Genomic DNA, 22862 nt, shown 5'->3' on the forward strand with positions numbered 1-22862 from the left:
ATGCCTACGATCATCGAGATATGGACAGAAGGAGAGATACGTGTGAGAGGGGTTATTTTCAAAAACGCTCCTAGCAGCTGGAACGAAGCGTTACCAATCGGTAACGGACATTTTGGAGGCATGGCGTATTTCGAGGAAAACAAGCTGACGTTAGCGCTGAATCATTACGAGGTGTATTATCAGAAGCTTCATCGGTACAGTAAAAAGTATCGAAATGGAGATGTGCAGGATCTAACTCTTCAATATGGTCGTACATTTGATGAGCTGCGCGCGTTGGCAGCAGATAGGTATCGCGATCCCGAGGAGGAGCCATTCTTTCTGTATGGTGATGCCTTATCGGATACTAGCATGTACAGAAAGTATGGCAAGCCATCCGGTGGGGCCTCTCATTATCCGACGGGTGAAATTGAGCTCTATCCTTCGGAGATCTTGAGAGATCCTGATCATTACTCGCTCGAGCTCGATGTGGAACAAGCAGTTGTGCATTTACACGTTGAGAAAGGCAGTGACAAGCTTGAAGTAAAGACGCTGATTTCGCAGACTGGCGATTATGTCGTTACAGAAATCAAGCAGACGCAAAAAAACCTATTATCTAGTGTGAGAATGCATGTTCCCCTCGGGAGATATGTGCACATGAATGTGAAGTATCTGCAGTGGGATGAGACGACATTTTATTACCTGGGAAATTTCTATCCGGATGGGGAAGATAAAGCGCGCTACGAACCATTTGCGTTCATCGTCATGATGAAGATCATTGGGGCAAAAGGAAGCGTAGCTGCAAGCTCCAACGAGTACTTGGACATTACCCTGCAGGATGCGAAGGGAAATATGACGCTGCTTACAACGGTGGTCACGGAGGAAGAAACGAAGGATCTGCTTCAAACTGCACGGATGAGATTGCATAAATCCAGTTCACAGGTTAGTGACCTAGTGGCGGATCATGAACAGCATTGGAAGCGTTTCTGGTCACGTTCCTCGATCGCCTTGCCGGACAAAATGATCGAAGAACTCTGGTTTATCAATCTGTATGCGATCGCCTGCTGCAGTGGCAAAGGCGGAAGAATGCGCGAGCAAGCGTGCGGATTGAACGGTTTGTGGGATATTAAACAGCCGACCAAGTGGGGCAGTATGTGGTATTGGGATGTGAATATTCAAGCGGCATTCTGGCCGCTTTACACGGCTAATCACCTTGAAGTTGCGGAAGCGTTCAACGAAGGATTACTCTCTTATGTCGCTGAAGCTGAGCGTATGGCGAAGCAGTTTCATGGGCTGAATGGCATTGCAGGGGATTACCCACATGCGCTGTATGTCAGCATTTGGCCTTGGTGTGCACAATTTCTTTGGGACTATTATCGCTATGGCGGGGATCTTGATTTTTTGCGAGATAAAGCGTATCCGGTATTCAAGGGGATTGCTAAGTTTTTGGAAGGCTATCTGCAGGTGAATGAGCAAACGGGATGCTATGAGATATTTCCGGATATTTCCCCGGAACAGGGGCCGTTGACCCGCAATTCAACCTGCAGTTTGTCTGCGGTCAAATATGTGTTAGAAATTGCGATGGAAGCGAATGCGTTGCTTGGCGAAGCAGAAGAGGATCAGTTCAAATGGAAGCAACTTGTAGACAATTTGACGCCGTATCCAACAGCAGATTCCACACGTTATGGGGACGTCCTGCTGGATTCCGAATGGGCACCTGCGGAGATGCATCTGCGACATCCTTCGCTGTTAATGCCGATTTATCCTATAGGAGAAATCGACAAACGAAGTGAGCCAGCCCGCAGGAAAAGAGCAGAGAACACGCTTCACTATGCAGAAAAGCAGACGGAATATGGTATGTTTCAGTTCGGCTGGCTATCCTGCGTCGCCTCTAGATTGGGGAAAGGCAATACAGCGCTTAGGCTGCTATACGAGCAAGGCATCGACTTATCCCTCAGGAGCAATGGCTTGTTTGCAGAAGAAACGGAACGCTGGATGAACTATTGCAACATCACGAATGAACCGCTCTACCATCCGCACATGATGGAGGCTTCGGGTGAAATGGTAGCCGCTGTGAACGAAATGCTGCTGCAAAGTTATGATGGTGTGATCGAGGTGTTCCCTGCACTGCCTTCAGGTGAGGTTGAGCCGGGACAGCGGGTGGGATTATATGACCATCAAGTGGCGGAGAAGGTGAGGAGTTACGAGAAATGGCGCGATTGCTCCTTCCAAGGGTTATTGGCTGTTGGGGCTTTCGAAGTTAGTGCGCAGATGAAAAATGGTCGTACGACTTGGGTTACGATTATAAGTAAAGCTGGAACCAAGTTGGTTATGCGCAATCCATTTGATGCTAGTAAACAGGTGTTCGTTGCGCGTAAAGTGGGTTCTTCTTGGATCGCAGTAGAAGCTCAGCAGGATGATCAGAAGCTAATTTTCTTTGAGACAGAAGTGAATGGGGAATATACGATTTATCCGCAAACGGAATCGATCTTACTTGAGCTATATACAACCAAGTCTAATGGTGATCTATCAATGAGAGGTGAGCTTCCATTCGTTCATGAAGCACATACCCATCGGAGGGTGTTCCTTGGCAAAAACCAAGACACGCAGCATTTTAGAACACTCGATCATTTTACTTTCGATTATTACTCCGGCAATTACCGTGAATCTAGGCTGGCAGCATATCGGTTTGATTTTGGCGTAGAATTGCATGAGTTGACTAAGGATTATACCAAAGCGCTGCCTAGACAGGTGCATATGGAAGGTGTACTTGGCCAGACGTTTCGTAAAATAACACCAGACATGTCATTTACACCTTACAATGGTCTCGGTTGGGAGTGTACACAAGATCTCATCGCTGTGGATCGCGTAGAGCCTGATGAATTGCGAAGAGATTTCATCGGTGGAACGAGTGAAGCTGCGTTTCTGCTAGAGCTTCCGAAGGGGAGATATGATGTGCTCTTCGTATCTGGTGATGCTGAGGCGGCATCCTACACGGAAGTTGAGATTGCGGGGCAAAGTACGTGGAAGCCGGATAAAGAGCTTAGGGCTGGCGAATTTGTCACTGAGATCCTGCCGATCACACAGAGTAAGGACGGATATGCAAAAATTAGATTTCGCACTTGCGAAGGCATGCAATGGCGAGTAAATACGTTGATTATCAATAAAAATTACACATATTTGTAGATACTTTTTACCGTATGGTGTGAGTTAATTTTAATCGAAATCAAGGGTTGTGTTGAAACAAAGACATTTTGTTGGTACCAACGAGCTGAGGCAACAACACAATCCAGTGTGAATTCACAATTAATAAGGAGGAAAAACTGTGAGCAAAATGAAATGCAGATTTCTGAGCATGATGTTGGTTTTGGTCATGATGCTGTCGTTAATCGGCGATAACCTTATGTCATTGACAGCATTTGCAGCTGAGCCACATGGATCCGAGGCCGAGTTGATCAGCGTGGGTGGGGAGACGCTCGAGCCGGGCGGAGGCGATGGTCCACAAAGCGTTATACAGCCGCTCTCTGCGAGCGCTCCCAAAGTAACGTTTACCATCAACAAAGACGGCCAACCGTTTGGCGGGCACGGGAAAACGTTCACACTGAGGCAGAATGGGGAAATAATGCATAGCGGTTCCGACATTGGCGGCACGGTTACATTTGACGTTTATGACGGTACTTATAACATTTTTGATGGCAGTGTCGATACCGGCGAAACAGTCGCCGTCTCTGGAACTGCTGCCAAGACACTCAACTACTACACGGTTGAATTCAGGGCAGAGGATGCAGGTGCGTCCAATGGTTCAGCTATCGTCGCTAAATACAACGATAACTTCATTGCCAGCGGTGCCGTGGTTCTCGGCGGCAAAACGTTAGTGATTACCGCCGAAGGAAGGGGGGCGATGTCATCGCCATCGGACGTGCTCGAAGCCGGGTATTCGTACAAATGGAGCGGTGATGGGGCCAACAATCAAACCACCGACGCGATCACAATTAACAATCTAGACAAAAAGATTGATTTGCTCTGCTTAGTGAGGGGGAGCCTACGGTTATATGCTGCTGGTAGAAACAGCGCAAATGCTGCTAAAGCATACTATACGCTGCCGGAGGTTTTGACCAGTGGACAAATGACGGTTCAGTTCGACTATGTCACAACGGCAACCAGTCCGAATACAGCAATCTCCTTGGTTCAAAGTGGGACCGCAGCGAATGCGGATGTTGACAAAATGAATGCCCTTGTGCGGTTCAATACGGGCATTGGCGCATATAACGGTACAGGGTGGGGTGTCGATGTCATTTCCCCTTTAGTTGCAAGTAAAGTGTATCATGTCAAAATTATGATAAATATGACTACAAAAACATACAGCGTATGGGTGACGCCGGAGGGAGGCTCAGAGACAAAAATTGCCACAGACTTTGCGTTCAGGGCAAAAAATCCTACAAACATCGGTGAGCTCCGGGTTCTTGATACAAGAAACTCAGGCAATAACAATGCTGCAAGGCAAATGTGGGTTGAGAATATATCCGTTTCCAAGAAGCCAGAGTTGACGGTGCTTCTGGATGGAGAGCCACATCCTGATATTAACGACATGGAGTTCGTACTGATGCAGGACAGTGTCGTAAAGGCTACTGGCGTCAAGAATGGTAACAAGGTTGTTTTTAACGAGACGTTGAACGACGGCATTTATGACATATATGTCAATAGCACCAATTCTAACGTTAAGCTCACGATTATCAACGGGGGAGGCAGCGCGACGGTCGAGCTGGGCACTGAAGAGGGCAAAGCGAGGAAAGCGCTGCAAGAGCTTGTCACGACCATTGAGGGGCGTGGCCTTAAAGAGGAACGCTATACCCCAGCTACATGGGTGCCGTTTGCCATGGCGCTGGCCGAGGCGAAAAACTTGCTTCTCGACGATACAGCGATTGCAATAACACTCAATACCGCCTTGAGTAACTTGAGCAACGCGTATGAAGCTCTTGTGCTTATCCCGCGTGCCAACGGAATCTACAAGGCTGCGTATGCGGATAAGTTCGGCGGCACCGTAGTTCGTACCAACATTGGCAACACCAGCAACGGTGCGACTTATCCGAATGGCAGCTACTCGTCGCCTCCGGCAGGTCAACCTAACGACAGATCTGTTCTGGGTGGCTTATACACAGGCAGCGACCCTCAAACCTATCGGGCGAAGCGCGGTGCCGGGGTTACGTTCCCTTTTACTATCCACAAAGATGGGGAGTATGGATTCATGCTGAAGTTCTCCCGCATCAATTATGAAATTGAAGACTATATTAGCGTGTATGTCAACTACGACCAGGTCGAAAAAAATGAAGATGGCTCTCCGAAAACGCCTGGTAATTACCGTATTCCCCTCGCTGGCAGGGACAGTGAGCTTGTGTTTGTTGAGTCCGATATTTGGACGATGGGACTGAAAGAAGGCGACACGATTTCTCTGGTGCTCGACACCTCCAGTCTTGACGTAGTGGACTATCCGGACAAGGGCCTTGTGAATATTGACTACATCTCTGTCTGGGAGGTAGAGGAGTCCTATAAATACGATTCCTTTAACCGCAACTTCTACCTCCTGTCGGGAACTCAAATCATAATTCCGGAGCCCGTGACCTTCCCCCTCACCTGGAGCAGCAGTGACCCGGAGATTGCGACAGTGGATCCTGTAACGGGGAGGATTCAAACGATTAAGGCTGGGGACGTCGTCATTACGTCCACTGGTACCGGCGGTACGTTTAAATACAATCTGTACATAAAGAATAACGAAGGCGAGATTACGTTGAAAACTGCCCAAGTCTCGCTATGGGATACGGTGAACAATGTATTCGATCCACCAGCAGCGGTACGGAATAGCAACGCCAGTGAAGTCCCACAGAATATCCCAATCGCGTTAACCGGTCTTAACGGCGGGATTAAGGTCGGCAATGGGTTTGTGGACACCATGGACTACGTCCCGGTAGGCTCGTCTATTGAAATCGACGTTCCTAATGCCGTAGTGAAAAAGCCCGGTATGTATGACATCACTCTGAACTATGCAAAAGGCAGCTCTCAGGCGAGCGGCCAATTGGGGCTGCTTGTGAACAGCCAGCTTGCAGGCACACTGTATACGAGGACAACAGCCAGCCTCACCAGTACGGAACAGTCGAACATCGTTACTGTGTATTTGAAACCCGGCGATACAATCGGCATTCGTACGATCGTCAATCCGAAGGACGCGGTTGGACGCTTTAATAGTTTGACGGTCACCGAGAACGTAGTGATTCCGCCGTCATCTGTTACATTGTCCACGGCCACTAGCGTAAATCATCAGGATCAGACAACACTGAATTATACAACGGTCCCAGCGAATGCCACGCCAGCCTTTGTCTGGACAGCCGCAAACACTGACATCGTGTCCGTGTACGGAAACTTAGTGGTCGGAGAAAATGTTGGGGAGACAACAGTTACGGCGACTTCCCTATATAACCCGGAGATCAAATCAACCGGCACGGTGACGGTTGCACAGAACAGCAGTATTTTCAGCATCGAAAGCAACGAAGTAAAGGTCTATCTGGATAGGGACTTCCCTCGCGCCATTCAGTATGAGATGAAGGACAGCGGTGCGAAGATTGACGGCAACCGTAATAAGCTAGACACCTTAAAGTTGACCACTGGGATGACATATAGCTTAAATACGTCACAAGGGTTAACAGGTTCAACGGTTAAGAACTACAAGCCCGTCGTTACATCCAGTGAGCCAATCTTGAACGCAGACGGCAGCCAGCATGTTATCTATACCCTACAAGTGACCGAGTTGAACGCGGTAATAAAGATCAAGGCGACGGTCGAGGGGAAGGTGCTCAAGTTTGATTTTATTGAGATTAAGGAAGATCCCGCTAACCGTATTTTCAACATCGAAATACCAAATCATAATCCGGTAACGGTTAGCAATTTTACTACTGGCTCCACATTTGCCGGTTCCAAAATGGAAAGCAACATCGGAAGGAGCGGCGACAGCTTTTACAATATTAAAGATATGATGACCGGCTCTGATTATTATAATTACGCCTTTGTGTCAAACGGGAAAGTAGCCGCCAGCATTCAGAGTAACGCCTTTGGATTGACGGATGGCAGCGTGGCAAGACGCGTTTTCGCTGACACCAAGAGAAACGATTCACTGGTCACAACAAGTCTGCTCAGCGGATCCTGGGTATGGCGATTCCCTGACGCTACCAAGAAATTTATAGACAATGAGGGTAGATACGGAGAAGAGGAAGCCTTAATAACCAGAACATATACAGATGAACCATACGACAGGGATATGCCGCATGTTTGGGTCGTGCTGGCTGAAGAAAACAATAACGATGGCATCGTTAACTGGCAGGATGCGGCCAATGAGTTCCGCAGTGTCGCTAAAGTAGCAGTAGGCTCAGACAAAATCGCCGACGCGGTTGTACAACGACTAATTATGTCACAGGGGAACGAATCCAACTACCCTTATCTGGCATCTGTGGACGAAACTAAGCGGATCTGGCTACATACGGACGGCTTGGGACAAATCATCCTGCAAAAATACCACAACGCAGGCAACTGGGGCGACTTCAGTGTCTACGATGACCAACTAGGCGGCTTGGACGAGTTCAGGAAGTTTACCGACATTACGACCAACCAGTACAACAGCTTTGTCGGTGTTCATACCAACTTTACAGAGTATTTCGCGAAGGTTGACCAGTTCAGCTATGAAAACGTTGAAATGCAAGCCGACGGAATAACACCCCGAAGCAAAGGTTATGTGGCGTTCGGTTACTACCTGCACCAAGCCTATGTGATCGACGACCAGTTGGATGCGTTGACCCGAGATAATGAGAATGAGGCAAGCCAAGAAAAAAGTCGTTATGAGCGAATGAATCGTTTTAAAACCGATATCCCGGATTTGGGCTTTATTTACAGCGATGTGTTCTCTCACAATGGCTGGCGCGGAAATGCCCTGGCACGGGATTATGAAGATAATGGCCTTGCGTATTTCGTGGAATGGCCGTACGTTGCAGAAGACTCCGCCGCATGGGCGCACTGGTCCGTGGAAAAGAGCTACAGCCCCGCATCGCTCAAAGGATATTCCAGCGATATTGCCCGGTTTATCTTCAACGATTCCAAAGACCGTTGGGATAACTACACCACCGACAACTGGAAGGCTGACATTGAGGAAACCCGAGTGCCAAACAGCGCCTTCCTGCTGATGGGCGCCGATACGACCTCCTACGAGGGCTGGGTGCACAATGGTATCAATGAATACGACTCGATTGTTGAGAAAATCTATCGCAATAACATTCCAACTAAGTACATGCAGCACTTCCCCGTTACGCGTATGGACAAGGATAAGAATGGCTGGGCGGACTACATCGAGTTTAATAACGGAGAAGTGAAAGTTTATGCAGAGGGTTATGAGAACCTTAATAATGAAACAAGAAACAGTAAACGTATTATGGAAAAAGACGGAAAGAAGATTTACGAGCAGGTTAATGCAATCGGCACGGATCAAGGTTCAACCAAGTACCTGATACCGTGGAACGAGGGCGACATGCAAAAGATAGATGAGCAAGAACAAAAGGAAATTAAACTCTACCACTGGAATGATAACGGCGGCAGTACGACCTGGGAACTCCCCGACAGTTGGGCGGGCCTCGAGAACGTCTACGTATATAAGTTGTCCGACCTAGGCAAATCTTCTGAACAGATAATTATGGTGAAAAATGGAAAAGTAACTATCAATACGGATGCAAGAACCCCGTATGTGGTGTACAAAGAACAGCAGGATATGGATGTGGATGTTGACTTTGGCGAGGGACAATACGTGAATAACCCTGGCTTCAGCACAGGCAGCAATCTCAAAGGTTGGAAAACTGTTAGTGGGAATCCCGAAGCAGTGCGTAACGACAATACAACTATGCCACTCTTCACTAATGACGGGGCTGTAGCGCAGCTTAACTCGAATGCCGACAACCACGGCAGAAGCCGCAACTGGGAGCTCGCCGTTAAGGATGGTAACGAAATGGAGGTCAGTCAGACAATCACCGGCTTGACGCCAGGCGATGAGTACGCAGTTTCAGTTATGGTGGAAGTACAACGTGGAAAAACGCGCAAGGCATCGCTCATCGTGGATACAGATGGAGCTAGACGTTCCAGTTACACAGATTCCTCCATCTTGCTCAACTATGACCGCTATGATTCCAAAGAAAAAACCAGTATGCTCCGGATGCGCGTTGTATTCACCGCAGATGCACCTACGGCAACAATCCGGTTGCACGCCGAGGCGGGCGAAGGTGAGGTGCGATTTGACAACGTGCGCATGTACAGGACTACCACGCCAACACCGAAGACTCCTGTGACCGACGGGAAAATCGTCTTGTATCAGGATTATGAATCCGCGCCGGACGGAACAACTGAAGCAGGTACGTCCATCAACAAACCTACCTTTGAGGGCTTCTTACCCTTTAATCTTGGCAACGGCGGAGGGTTCCGTGAAGCCAGAACGATCATGCAGCGCCGGCATGATCCCTATACGCAAAACAATACTGTGCCCGTTTGGAGTAGTAACGCTCCCGAAAGTGTAAGAAACTTTGTGCAGCCAACGAAAGACCAGGCGGGTAATAGCGTTACTGGCCAATGGTGGGATACCACGACCATCCCGGTTGATCTTGTTGTGGATGGCAAAACCTCATTCTCTAACATTACCGGCAGCGCGGGCATTATGTACCAGACTACACCTCAGAGCCTCCGGTTTGAAGAGGGCAAGACATACCGTATCAGCTTTGATTACCAGACCGGCCTAAACGGCATTTTCGCCTTTGTGCTAGGGGATGGCATGAAAGGGACACTTAGTCAGAAAGTTTCTTCGACAAACGTGGAATTTACAGGGCATCAGCACCATGACTATCTACAAGGCACGATGGGACCGTATTATAACAATGTGATATCGAACCGGTCGGATAGTGGCGTGCCAATAACGGCAATGCCTGAAGGCTGGGAAGCCAATGGCACCTACCGCAACACGGACATTAAGAAAGCGGTTCCGAACTGGAAAGGGTATTATGAGTATGAGTTCGTGAGCACATCTGACCAGACTTGGTTTGGTATCTTGCGGAATAATGACTCACCGACGCCGAGCGATAACCCTAACCCGTTTATCATCGACAATTTGCTAATCGTGGAAGTAGGCGCGGTTGACTCGGGAGATGCAACGCTTGCTAACCTGACCGTAAGCGCAGGCGTACTGTCTCCGGAATTCAGCTCAGACATTATGAGCTACGCAGTCAATGTGGATAACAGTGTCAGCAGTATGACCATTACTGCCACAAAAAACCACAGTGCCGCGACGGTCAGCGGTGCGGGCGTAAAATCTCTGAGCGTAGGGCTGAATTCATTGGAGCTAGTTGTTACGGCCGAGGATGGTACGCAGAAAACCTATTCGATCGTAGTGACCCGTGCCAACACGCCGCCGACAGACACCGGCTCTGAGGGCAGCGGTTCTGGGGACACCGGCTCTGAGACTCCTTCTCAGCCTGTCTCGACAATCACTCCTAAACCAGCCGAAAATAAGTGGATCCTCCAGGTTGAGGAAGCTACGGATGCAACCACCATCATGAAAGCTACATCGGAGCAAACGAAAGCAGCGGAAGACGCAGTGAAGGCAACTGCGGCGAACAACGTAGACACAAGTGTGACCATTGTCGCAATTGCACCTCCGGTGATTGTGAAAACATCAGGGGATATCAACAAACCATACGCAGTAACCGTTAATATTCAACCCAACGAGGACAAAGCCGAATTCACTACATTAGCAATCGTGAATGCTAATGGTACCTTGACCCCAGTACCTACCAAGATGAATAGTAATGGTACGGTAACCGTTATCGTCCACGGAGATGTCATGTTGGTGCCGGTGAACGTCAAGTCCAACTTCATCGATGCGATAGGGCATTACGCAAATGATGAAATTAAGAGGGCAGCAGAGTTGATGCTAATCGTTGGCGTAGGTGATGGCAGATTCGTTCCCTCAGCGTCGGTTACGATTGCTGAAGCAAGCACAATGTTCCTACGGGCACTTGGTATTCCGGTAAGTAAAGACGCTTCTGACGCGAACGGGGTAGATCAGAACAAATGGTATGCTGATATTGTCAATACCGCGACTGATAGTAAGCTGATTGACTTAAACGAAAATAACATGGATTTTGACAGCCCCATGACACGCATTCAGACAGCGACATTAATTGTCAATGCGCTTAGGGCTTTGAACATGAATCCAACGATGACTATTCAGGAAGCGGATGAGTTGTGGTTGAAAGACTTCAAAGATCTAACAGGGCTGACGGAATCAGAGCGTATCGATCTGGCTATCTCTGTTAAACTGGGGATCTTTCAAGGAAATGGGGATGCAACTATGTCCCCGCACTCCGCACTGCAGCGAGCTCACTTGGCTAGTCTTGCGGTTAGGTTTCAGGATAATATTCTGAACCGTAAGTAACATGAAGGCAAATGAGTTCAAGTTATATAATTAAGGAAAAGGGAGCTAAGCGGCGTGTTGCTGCTTGGCTCTTATTTACGTCTGATAAAAATACTTCTTGATTTACAACTGCGTTTATGCAGGTACTTGACAGCCGTATGCTATATTAAAATAACTAACCTTAGGAGGCCTCTCATGTTCCAGCAGATAAATCAGACGTATACGGGCGTAAACTTCGGAAAGCAAGATTTAAGATATGGTGAGCTAATCAGCTGCACCTTTGATCGTTGTTTGTTTGCAAACGGATCCTTAGAGGAAATCACGACAACGAACTGCCGATTTATATCGTGTGATTTTCGCGGAGCTTCGCTAAATGGCTCCATTCATAAAGAATCTGCTTTTGAAAATTGTACGTTTAACAGTGCCAATCTGTTTGTTTCGAAATTTGAACATTGTAAAATGATGGGGTCGGACTTTTCGAGTGCGAGTTTGGATGGCTTGACGATTTATCGTGGAGATTGGTCATATACCAATTTAAGACATAGCAGATTAGGACGACAGGACTTGCGAGGCGTTAAATTTCATGAAGCAGACTTCTCAGGAGCAGATTTGGAAAGGGCTGATTTAAGAGATAGTGATCTGACCATGGCGATTCTAGCAAAAGCTAAGTTACAGGGAGCAGATGTAAGAGGGGCCAAAATGACAGGCATCGATTTCAAAACGTTCACCATAGCAGGCATGCGAATGGATCGAGAGCAAACGGTCTTATTTTCACTTTCACATGGTGCCAAGGTAGATTGATGTCTTGTTTATGGTATAATGTCTGTGCAAAAGAGGAGGAGAGAGTTCCGAATGGCCATCTTTCATTACAATCAGGAACGTTTATTTCGCAAGGATCCGGATTTACATTTGCTGCATTGGGGCAAAGAGGATTGTAAGCCTGGCCATGCTGTTGGGCCTGGTGTCCGTGATATGTACAAGATTCACCTTATCCATAAAGGGAAAGGGCTTGTTCGTATTGGAAATGTGACGCATCAACTTAGTCCGGGTCAAGGATTTCTTATTTTTCCTCATGTGATTAGCTATTATGAAGCGGATCCCATGGAGCCATGGACGTATTCGTGGATTGGCTTTCAAGGGGCGCAGGTGGAATCAATTGTATCGCGTACACGATTATCGCCGGAAAATGCTATTTTTCCGATGGATCGGAAAGTTATGCCGACGATGTACGAACAATTAACAGAGGCGAATACCTATTCAAACAGTGCCGATTTACACATCAAAGCGACCTTATTTTCGTTTATGACGGCGCTACTTGATGTGGCTCCTGCCTCCTCAAGTAGTGATGTACTGCCTACCAAATGGGATAGTTATATCATTCAAAGTATGGAATTCATCCATGCTCACTACAATGAACCCATTTCAATTGAAGGGATTGCAGCGCTGCTTAAGCTGGATCGCAAATATTTTTCGGCTATTTTCAAAGAAGCGACAGGGCTGCCTCCCCAACAATATCTCCTGCAATATCGAATGAATAAAGCAAGTGATTTGCTGGAGAAGAGCAACTATGCCATTGGAGAAATTGCCAACTCTGTCGGCTACCAGGATCAACTGATTTTCTCCAAAATGTTCAAACGTGTAAAGGGTGTATCACCTAAACAATATCGGAATTCGAACTAAATTAGCGTAGAAATGTTCAAATTGCAGATCTGTTAGGCATTTAAAATCCCATCAATGGTGGATAGCTCTTCTTTCGTAAACGCAGGAGCCTTCAATGCTTCAACAGCATCTTCAATTTGGCTGACTTTACTCGCGCCAATTAAAGCCGAAGTCACACGACCACCTCGCAGCACCCATGCTAGTGCCATTTGGGACATTTTTTGACCACGCTCATTCGCAAGTGCATTTAATTGTCTCACCTTCGAAATTCGCTCTTCATTAATATCCTCTTCTTTGAGGAAGACGCTTGAACTAGCAGCTCTGGAATCCGGGGCAATACCGTTCAGATAACGGTCCGTAAGAATTCCCTTAAATAGCGGTGAAAAAGCAATGGAGCCGATACCTTCTTCATCCAATACATCCTGAAGACCGTCTTCAATCCAGCGGTTCATCATGGAATAACTGGGTTGATGAATGACACAAGGTGTCCCTAATTGTTTCAAAATGCGGGATGCTTCTTTGGTCTCCTCAGGCTTATAGTTGGAAAGGCCAACATAGAGTGCTTTACCTTGTTGAACGATTTGGTGCAAAGCAGCCATCGTTTCTTCAAGCGGTGTATTCGGATCTGGACGGTGATGATAGAAGATGTCGACATAGTCTACTTGCATACGTTTCAAGCTTTGATCCAAACTGGCAATCAGATTCTTTTTAGAACCCCACTCCCCATAAGGACCTGGCCACATATAGTAACCTGCTTTCGTCGAAATGATCATCTCATCTCGATAAGCAGCGAAATCTCCTTTGAGCATCTTCCCGAACATTTCTTCTGCAGAGCCTGGCGGTGGCCCATAATTGTTCGCTAAATCGAAATGCGTAATCCCTAAATCGAAAGCTCTCTTGAGCATCGTTCTGCCGTTCTCGAACGTGTCAATACCACCAAAGTTATGCCACAGACCTAATGAAATGGCTGGCAGCTTCAGGCCGCTACGACCACTCCGGTTATAAGTCATGGCTTCATATCTGGATGAACTAGCTGAATAAGTCATTTTTGAACCTCCTAATCATGTGAATAAGTTACATTCTAGAGAGATTTGGACCAGAAGACAATGTTCATAAGGATGTTGTTTATGTCCTAATGTCAGATTTGGAAGTCTCGATTATTCCGCATCAATCTACCAAAGAAAGTAATCACTCTCCCCTATGAAGCTCATCATGGATATGATATTTTCTATACCAAACACATGAAGGGGTGTTACCTATGGCAGAACAGGCAATCGCCCATTGTTTGGAAGAGGCTGAAGAGAAGATAACCTATGTGAAAAAAATAATAGAGGAGAATTGGGAAAGTTACATCAACGCTCCTTTTGATTTGGCAAGAGAACATGTGCAAAAAGCAGAAGGGCTGCTGGAAGAGGCACGTCAGGCTGCGGATGCAGAAGAAAGTTTGAGCAAGGCTAATCTTGCAGCCATAGAAGCTATGGAAGGCTATTTGTGCGCTTTGCCAAGTAGAGCAGCGGAAGCTCGCGGCGTCTGGTATCGTCCTACCGAGCATAGCTTTGAGGAAGTAATCCTCACGTTAGATCGGATGAAAGCGGCAGGCTTTAATGAGTTGTACCTCGAGACTTGGCTCTGGGGCTATACGATTTATCCAAGTAGAATGGCAGTGGAGAAACAGATTGAAGAGCAGCATCCTGCTTTTCGCGGGTGGGATCCACTGGAGGCTTTCGTTCTTGAAGGTGAAAAACGAGGGATCGCGGTACACGCTTGGTTGGATGGGTTCATGGTGGGTATCGACCCAACGGGTGGCCCTGTACTACGTGCCTATCCCGAATGGTCTGCGCGCTCGCGAAGACAAGCGGATGCCGAGAGGCCAATGCCACAGCGGGGGACTGGTTACTTTTGGCTCGATATAACGAACCCTGCTGTACGGCAGTATCTACTGGACATCGTGAAAGAGATCATTACGAGATATGGCGTTGCGGGTATTAACCTAGACTTTATGCGGTTTCCACATGTGGATGACGACTGGCAGGACGGTTACTGCTTCAGCGCACATGCCCGTGAAACTTTTCAACGAGAACATGGCAGGGATCCACTTGAGATTTATGAAGACGAGCAGACGGAACTTTGGGCAACGTGGATGAAGTGGGTCGAGCAGATCGAGGATGATTTTGTAAGGGAACTGTACAAGGAGATTAAGCAGATCAGCCCGAAAATAATAGTATCGGCTGCGCCAGAACCAGGTGCGGAGTCTGATAAAATTGGCAACTGGTCGCAGCATGTTGATGTCGTTATTCCTCAGGCTTACTTTGAAAAAGCAACGCTAGTTCGTGCATCTGTTCAGCTGCACAAAAACGAGCTGCTCCCTGGCAATCTTGTATATAGCGGGATCTATCCGATGTATGCCAAATTGGGAGCGCATGAAACCGTAGAGCAGCTGCTTGCTGCACGTGAGATTGACTGCGGAACTGTCATATTTGCCTTCGGGCAAGCGACGGATGAAACGATACGTGCTTTGCGCAAAGGACCTTGGCGAAACGATGCCATATCGACAGGCATGTATCCGCTGCGTGCGGTTCAAGCGGCATTCCACGCGGTGATAACAGATGTAGAGCAAGTTTACCTTCCACGCCAAGCGGTACATGAGAAAACGGCGAATGATCTTGTAGGCAGAGTGGAGTTGCTCCTTTCTATTTTGCAAAGGAATGCAGGCGATGATGTGTATGCCCCTCTGGAAGAACAGGTAGAGGCTTGTAAGCAATTTCTGTTAAAAGCAAGCGAAGAGAAGAAGATTCATGCCTCTGTCGTGCAGCAGTTGATGAACACATTGATAGAAGTACAAGAGATTCTATGCTACTCGGAGATAAAACAAGTGAAATAAATGTGAGCGGAGGTCCCCATTATGAATTTATTAATTGTGGAAGATGAAATCCGTCTCAGAAATGCGCTAGCCAACAATATTCCATGGGATAAACATGGGATTGAGGTCGTAGGTCAAGCTGGTAACGGAGCGGAAGCACTTCGAATCATTGATCGCAAAAAGCCTGATATTATCCTGTTGGATTTGCAAATGCCAGAAATGGATGGGTTGACATTAGCTAAGCACTTGCGTCAAGTCGATCCTTTGTTGAAGATCATTGTGCTTAGTGGACATGATGATTTCACGTATGCCCAACAGGCGCTGGGTCTTGGCGTTATGAAATATTTGTTGAAACCAGCCGGCGATGAGGAAATATTGGAGACGGTGCTCGAAGCAGCGGAGAGGTTGCAGAGTGAGCTTGAGCAGCGTCATAACGAAGACGAGCTGAAGATGAAGTGGAAGCTGCACCTTCCGCAATTGGTTAACGAATTCTTTCAGGGTTTGTTGAATGGGAAATTCGAAGCGTGGGAGATTGAGCAGAAGTGCAAGGATTTACAATTGGATTTGCCAAAGGAAGCTTTATACGCCGTAGCTGTCGTCGATATGGACCCGATTTCGGCGACCGAACAGCGTTTCAGCAGGAAAGATATGTCACTGCTCCAATTTTCGCTCGGCAGTATCGTGAAAGAAGCACTATCGCATACACAGAGCTGGGTGTCCACCAATTTTGCAGGCTGTACGGTTATCCTTTTCCAGCTTGCAAGTGAAGAGGAGCCTAGAATTGCGCTGCAGAAAATCAATGCTTTAACTGAAAAGCTGCTATTCACAGTGAAAAGCTGCCTTAAGCTAAGTGCGAGTGCGGGGATCAGCGGTATGCCTGGCAGCATAGCAGAGATGAATAAGCTATATGTTCAAGCGGTGCGCGCGTTGCAGGATCGAATCGTTCTTGGGCATGATTTGGCAATTCCGTATCGTGCTGAACAGGGAAGAGAGCCTGAGCTGACGTTTCAGCCTAACCTGGAAAAAACACTGGAAATCGCTCTTGAAACAGGGGATTGTGAGAAGGCAATGGAAACGTTAACGGGAATTTGGAACAGCGGGATGGCCAAAGCGGAAACTGTTGATGATATTCGTGAGCATATTCTCTATTTCACCTGTTTATTTATCAGCATGATCCAAAAGCAGGGGTGGCCGGTGAGGGAAGTAGCTGGCGAGGATTATGTGTATTTTCATAACCATTCAGAGCTCGCATCAAAGGAGCAAATCCTTTTTTGGCTGCAGCGTATGATAAGAGCGTATTTGGATTATGCCGGCCATAGGCGGAAATCGACGAGTCATGGCATGATCAAGACCATTTTGAGCCTAGTGGAAAATGAGATTGACCAAGAAATGACGCTGCATGCTGTCGCAGACAGAATGTATGTCAATTCGTCCTATCTGAGCCGCCTTTTCAAGCAAGAAACAGGGAAAGCCTTTTCGACCTATGTACTGGAAAGAAAAATGGAGCGGGCCAAAGCCATTCTGCAGGAGGGCTCACGTGTGTACGATGCCGCATCTGGCGTTGGGTACAGGGATGTGAGTTATTTTACAAGAGTATTTCGTAAATACTGGGGTGTCACGCCTGGGGAGATTCGTAATTAAATCGTATAGATGCCGTTTCATCAGCCTTCTCGATCATCATCGGGAAGGTTTTTTCATTTTTCTAGTCGAGAAGTTATCAAAGTACCAAAACAAGTAATATTCCTCTAATTCGCAAAAAAACGGAGGATGATACACTAAGTTTAGAAAGACAGTACGAAGGAGGAGGCACCTTGAGAGAAACGAACACTACAAAGGAAACTGTCCTATCTTTGAAAAAAAATGTTAAAAAGAGATATATGCAGCAATTGTGGATCGATGTCAGGAAAGATTGGGATTTATACCTTGCACTTATTCCTGGCATCGCATTCCTCTTGCTGTTCAAGTACACGCCGATGTACGGAATTATTATTGCGTTCAAGGATTTTAATATTTTCGATGGGATGGCAGCAAGTCCATGGGTCGGCATGAAGCATTTCGATAAACTGATTTCCTCTGCAAGCTTCTTGCAAGTATTTAAGAATACGTTGCTGATTTCCGTTTATAAAATCTTGTTTCTGTTTCCACTCCCCATCGTAATTGCTATTTTACTTAATGAATTAAAAAACATCGCGTTCAAACGAAGCGTGCAAACTGTCGTCTACTTGCCACACTTCTTATCCTGGGTCATCGTCAGCGGATTATTCATCGATCTACTTTCCACGAATGGTGGAATGGTCAACAAAATCATCGTTGCTATGGGCGGTGAACCTATCCGTTTTTTCCTAGACAGTCAAATTTTCCGCTCTGTACTCATCGGGTCGGCAGGCTGGAAGGAAACGGGATGGAATACGATTATTTATCTAGCTGCCTTAGCAAGTATTGATCCCGGCCTGTATGAAGCAGCGAAGATAGATGGTGCGAATAAATGGAAACAAATCGTACATATCACGTTGCCAGGCTTAATTCCGATCATTTTACTTATGTTCATTTTGCGGCTCGGCTACGTGCTGGAGGCTGGAACGGAACAAATTCTCGTCATGTACAATCCAAGTGTATACAATGTCGCAGACGTAATTGGTACGTATGTGTATCGAATTGGTCTCGGCGAACAAGATTATAGCTTTTCAACTGCTGTAGGGGTATTCGAATCCGTCGTCGCGTTTATTTTGATCCTATCGGGCAATGGTCTGGCTCGAAAGTTTTTTGGACGAGGCATTTGGTAAGTGCTTCTGCTTACAATGCGCGTTTTGCACTAGCAAAGCTTTTAGGAGGCATGGAAGATGAATATGCAAAGCATGCTGAAACCCAAATCAGCCAGAAGGTCTTCGGGCATCCCTTCATCGCTCGGCGAGAAGATTTTTACAGTCCTTAACCACCTATTCTTTATACTTCTTGGCTTATCGACGATCTTTCCATTTATTAATCTCATCGCGAAATCGCTGAGCAGTGAGGCGGCAGTCGTAGCGGGAATGGTTAATCTCATTCCAATCGATTTTCAAATAGGAACGTATACGTATGTAGCTAGTAACTCTATGTTTCTAAGTGCGTTCATGATATCGATAACAGTCACCTTGGTTGGATCTATTATCTCGCTAAGTATGACCACGCTAGCCGCTTACCCGCTCTCTAAGCCTAGACTGAGAGGACGCAAGTTTTTCATCCTGCTGTTTTTATTTACGATGTTGTTTAGCGGTGGGTTGATTCCGACGTATCTGCTCATGCACAAGCTTCATCTGATTAATAAGCTGCCTGTGCTATTCCTGCCCTATATGATCAATGTGTACAACATGCTCATTGTTAAAAACTACTTCGAAAGTCTGCCAGACAGCCTTGAGGAATCGGCAAAAATGGATGGGGCCAGCAACATGACGATTCTTGTTCGTATTATTTTACCCCTTTCCATGCCGGTACTAGCGACGATCGCCTTGTTCTATGCGGTTACGTTCTGGAATGATTACTTTACTTCGCTAATCTATATTAACTCGGCAGATTTGAAACCTCTGCAGTTATATTTGAAAGAATTGTTCGTATCATCAACTGACACGTTTATGCGCACCAATGTTGACGCGTCACTCAATGTTTCACCGCAGTCCATTCAAGCGGCATCGATCATTTTAGCTACACTTCCCATTATTTGTGTGTATCCATTTCTACAAAAATATTTTGTTAAAGGTGTTCTTGTAGGCTCTGTGAAGGGTTGAATCTGGAAACAATTTTTTGAAGGGTGGTGGTGGGCCGGCTCTACAATGGTTCCATGATATTTGGTATATTGCGCTATCCATACTCAAAGGGAAAAATAGGGAGGCTCTTACATGGTTAAAAAGATGTTAGTTCTCATGTCCATCACATCGATGGCAGCGGCGATTACGGCTTGTGGCGGAAGTACTCAAACAACGACTAGCAGTTCCACTACGCCAGCTGCTTCAACAGCTCCAGTAGCGACCGTAGAAGCAAATAAGCCGAAACCAGAATTCAAAGCATTGCTGCAATATGCACGATTTGATCCGAATACAGAAGTTGTGGCTAAGTTCCTGAATGAAAAAACGGGCTACAAAGTTACCTACGACATGCTGCCAGTCGAAAATCCGGATGATAAGCTTAATTTGCTCATGGCTAACAAAGAAAAGTATGCCTACATGCTTCTCAGCGGCCCGCAATATTCGAAGCTTGCTGCCTCTGGGGCACTTGAGCCGATTGATGAGCTGGTAAATAAATACGGCACGAATATGAAAAATGTGATCTCACAAACTTCCTGGAACGGCGCGAAGCTGAACGGTAAAATTTTCGGCATTCCGCAAACGGGATCTGGAACCATTGTTAATACCCAGCTTATCGTTCGTCAGGATTGGATGGATGAACTCGGATTAAAAGCACCTACAACGCGTGATGAATTGTATACCGTTTTGAAAACGCTGAAAGAAAAGAAAAATGTGATGGGGTTATCTGGAGGGAAAAGTCCGCTTCTCCCTGAGGTTCTTCCGACATTTGGCATACCGATGGTGCAATCCAACGCAACAACTGGTTGGCAAGATGTTAATGGCAAGCTAGTGAATGCGATTGAGAATCCGAATATGAAAAAATATGTAGAATTTATGAAAAAGCTGTACACGGAGAAATTGATCGATCAGGAATGGTCGCTGAACCAAGCGAATAAAGTGATCGAGAATTTCACAAGCGGTAAAGCGGCGATCATTTCAAATGCTTATTTTAACGCACCAACTGTACAAAATGCCTTATTGAAAAACTCTCCTAACGCGAAAATCGGCAGTTTCCCTTACCTCAAAGGGGATGATGGCAAAGTTCAAGTTATGGGCAGCGCAGGAATCAGTTTCTACGTGGGCATCCCGAAATGGGCGGATAACAAGGAAGACGTTATTAAATATTTGGATCTTAAACTGGATAAAGATATTTTCAAAGAAGCGGCGATCGGTAAAGAAGGCGTTCACTATAAGATGGAAAACGGCAATTACTTCCCAATTCTGCCGAAATTCAATGATGAATACAACAATGCTTCAACTTTCTTAACAGGTGTGGATGAGAAAAATTATCCGATCTACTGGCAAGCTCGCGTACGGAAAGATCCGATCTTAACGGAGTCTTTTACAAAAATTCAAGAAGCGGCTAAAGGGAACATTGTTCTTGATCCGCTTGCATTTGCACCACCGCTTGAAGCAATTGGTAAATACAACTTGAAGTTGCAAAAGCTGATGGAAGATACGTTCTTGAAGTACATCACGGGTGCAGAACCGATTGAAAACTATGACAAGTTCGTTGCTCAATGGAAAGCAGAAGGCGGCGACGAAATGACCAAAGCGGCTAACGAATGGTACGCAGCAAATAAAAAGTAGTCATGCGCCCCCTGCGGTTATGCCGTGGGGGGTTATTTCCTAGAGGGAGTGGAGATTGAGATGCCTAAAATCGGGTTTATCGATTATTTTTTAGATGAATGGCACGCGGAGAAATACCCAGGTTGGATCGACAAAGCGACGGATGGCCGTATGCAGGTTGCGTATGCTTATGGGAAGACCAACATAGAAGGGAAGCTCAGTAATGATGCGTGGAGTGAGAAGAAGGGGATCCAGCTGCATCACTCCATTGAGGAGGTCGTAGAGAAGAGTGACTATTTGGTCGTTCTGTCACCGGATCATCCCGAGTATCACGAGGAGCTATCCAGATTGGCATTGCAATCGGGCAAGCCCACCTATATTGACAAAACGTTTGCTCCTGATCGAGCTGCGGCGTTACGAATGTTTGAGCTAGCTGAGAAGCACGGGACCCCGATGTTTTCAACTTCGGCGTTAAGATTTGCAGCGGAGTATGCAGGGATCGATAATGCGGGAATAGAGTCTATTAATAGTTTGGGACCTGGGAAGTTTGGGAATTATGCCATCCATCAAATCGAACCGATCGTTTCCTTAATGGGAACGGATGTCAGACGAGTGATGTGGACGGGAACTGACAAGACGCCTTCTCTTCTTATCGGTTATGCAGACGAACGCCAAGCGACAATTAACCTTTACGGCTGGGAATGTCCATTCAATATGGCACTCAGTTATGAAGCGGGAACGTCGAAGTTTATGACCATTGAGTCGGATTTCTTTGGGGCTTTTATTCAGAAATTAGTGGGGTTTTTCGAATCAGGCAATCCACCTGTCTCCTCCAAGGAGACAATTACTATAGCTACGATTCTAGATGTGGGTATGCAAGCTGCAAAGACGCCTCATCAGTGGCTGACGTTAAAGTAAATGAAAGATCTGGCATCTCCTGGTGGGAGTGGCCGGATCTTTTTTTTGCGTTAGAAACGGCATCGGTGGGTGGGGATGTCGGAAATGACGTGAATCGCTTCTTGAGCGGTCGAAAAATGCAGTCTCAGCAGCCTTCCGGCACCGACCGCACTCTGAGAGATCGAAAGTGGCAGTCTCGGCACTCCAACTAGTGTGAAATGACGTGAATCGCTTCTTGAGCGGTCGAAAAATGCAGTCTCAGCAGCCTTGGTGCACCGACCGCACTCTGAGCCGTCGAAAGTGGCACTCTCGGCACTCAAACTAGTCTGAAAAGACGTGAATCCCTTCTTGAGCGGTCGAAAATTGCAGTCTCAGCCACCTACCAGCACCGACCGTACTCTGAGCGGTCGAAAGTGGCAGTCTCAGTACTCAGTACCTGTTTTTCGCGTATGGGGGTTGATTGGAGCAATTTAGTTGCATTATTCGAACTAATGGGGAATGAGGGAGTGTATGTGTGGAAGCGGCAAATAGAAAGGAGATAGCCGGTTAAACCGACTATCTCCTGCGCAGCAGCGGTAATGAGTACGAAGTGGCCTAA

Annotated in this window: 11 protein-coding genes; 10 read left to right on the forward strand and 1 reads right to left on the reverse strand. The window is 46.7% G+C overall.

Features of this window, described 5'->3' with window-relative positions:
* From AC58QT_RS16855 to AC58QT_RS16870, 4 genes are all read left to right on the forward strand, one after another.
* Entirely contained in the window at nt 1–3162 is a 3162-nt protein-coding gene (locus AC58QT_RS16855; RefSeq protein WP_497410018.1) for a glycosyl hydrolase family 95 catalytic domain-containing protein, read from the forward strand.
* A gap of 148 nt (nt 3163–3310) precedes the next feature.
* Nucleotides 3311–11482, forward strand: a complete 8172-nt coding sequence (locus tag AC58QT_RS16860; RefSeq protein WP_497410045.1) for an endo-alpha-N-acetylgalactosaminidase family protein — start codon at nt 3311–3313, stop codon at nt 11480–11482.
* 174 nt (nt 11483–11656) lie between these two features.
* Nucleotides 11657–12262 (forward strand): pentapeptide repeat-containing protein, encoded by a 606-nt coding sequence (locus AC58QT_RS16865; RefSeq protein WP_497410019.1) that lies wholly within the window; start codon nt 11657–11659, stop codon nt 12260–12262.
* A gap of 51 nt (nt 12263–12313) precedes the next feature.
* Nucleotides 12314–13141: an AraC family transcriptional regulator gene (locus AC58QT_RS16870; protein WP_497410020.1), complete on the forward strand. Its 828-nt coding sequence runs from the start codon at nt 12314–12316 to the stop codon at nt 13139–13141.
* A 32-nt stretch (nt 13142–13173) separates the two neighbouring features.
* On the opposite strand, the gene mgrA is transcribed toward AC58QT_RS16870, so the two are convergent.
* Nucleotides 13174–14166, reverse strand: a complete 993-nt coding sequence (mgrA, locus tag AC58QT_RS16875; RefSeq protein ID WP_497284117.1) for an L-glyceraldehyde 3-phosphate reductase — start codon at nt 14164–14166, stop codon at nt 13174–13176.
* Nucleotides 14167–14378: 212 nt separating this feature from the next.
* On the opposite strand from mgrA, the gene AC58QT_RS16880 reads away from it, so the two are divergent.
* The 6 genes from AC58QT_RS16880 to AC58QT_RS16905 all read left to right on the forward strand — a co-directional run bounded on the left by AC58QT_RS16880 (nt 14379) and on the right by AC58QT_RS16905 (nt 22285).
* Nucleotides 14379–16001, forward strand: a complete 1623-nt coding sequence (locus tag AC58QT_RS16880; protein WP_497410021.1) for a glycoside hydrolase family 10-like protein — start codon at nt 14379–14381, stop codon at nt 15999–16001.
* 21 nt (nt 16002–16022) lie between these two features.
* Complete coding sequence (locus tag AC58QT_RS16885; protein ID WP_497410022.1) at nt 16023–17621, forward strand: response regulator; 1599 nt, start codon at nt 16023–16025, stop codon at nt 17619–17621.
* Nucleotides 17622–17857: 236 nt separating this feature from the next.
* Nucleotides 17858–18763 (forward strand): ABC transporter permease, encoded by a 906-nt coding sequence (locus tag AC58QT_RS16890; protein WP_497410046.1) that lies wholly within the window; start codon nt 17858–17860, stop codon nt 18761–18763.
* A 63-nt stretch (nt 18764–18826) separates the two neighbouring features.
* Nucleotides 18827–19741, forward strand: coding sequence for a carbohydrate ABC transporter permease (locus tag AC58QT_RS16895; protein ID WP_497410047.1), 915 nt, complete (start codon nt 18827–18829; stop codon nt 19739–19741).
* A 111-nt stretch (nt 19742–19852) separates the two neighbouring features.
* A complete protein-coding gene (locus tag AC58QT_RS16900; RefSeq protein WP_497410023.1) occupies nt 19853–21388 on the forward strand; it encodes a type 2 periplasmic-binding domain-containing protein in 1536 nt (511 codons plus the stop codon).
* Between the two features lie 60 nt (nt 21389–21448).
* Nucleotides 21449–22285, forward strand: a complete 837-nt coding sequence (locus AC58QT_RS16905; protein WP_497410024.1) for a Gfo/Idh/MocA family oxidoreductase — start codon at nt 21449–21451, stop codon at nt 22283–22285.
* Nucleotides 22286–22862: the final 577 nt, after the last annotated feature.

This window comes from Paenibacillus sp. J31R109 (assembly GCF_059692055.1).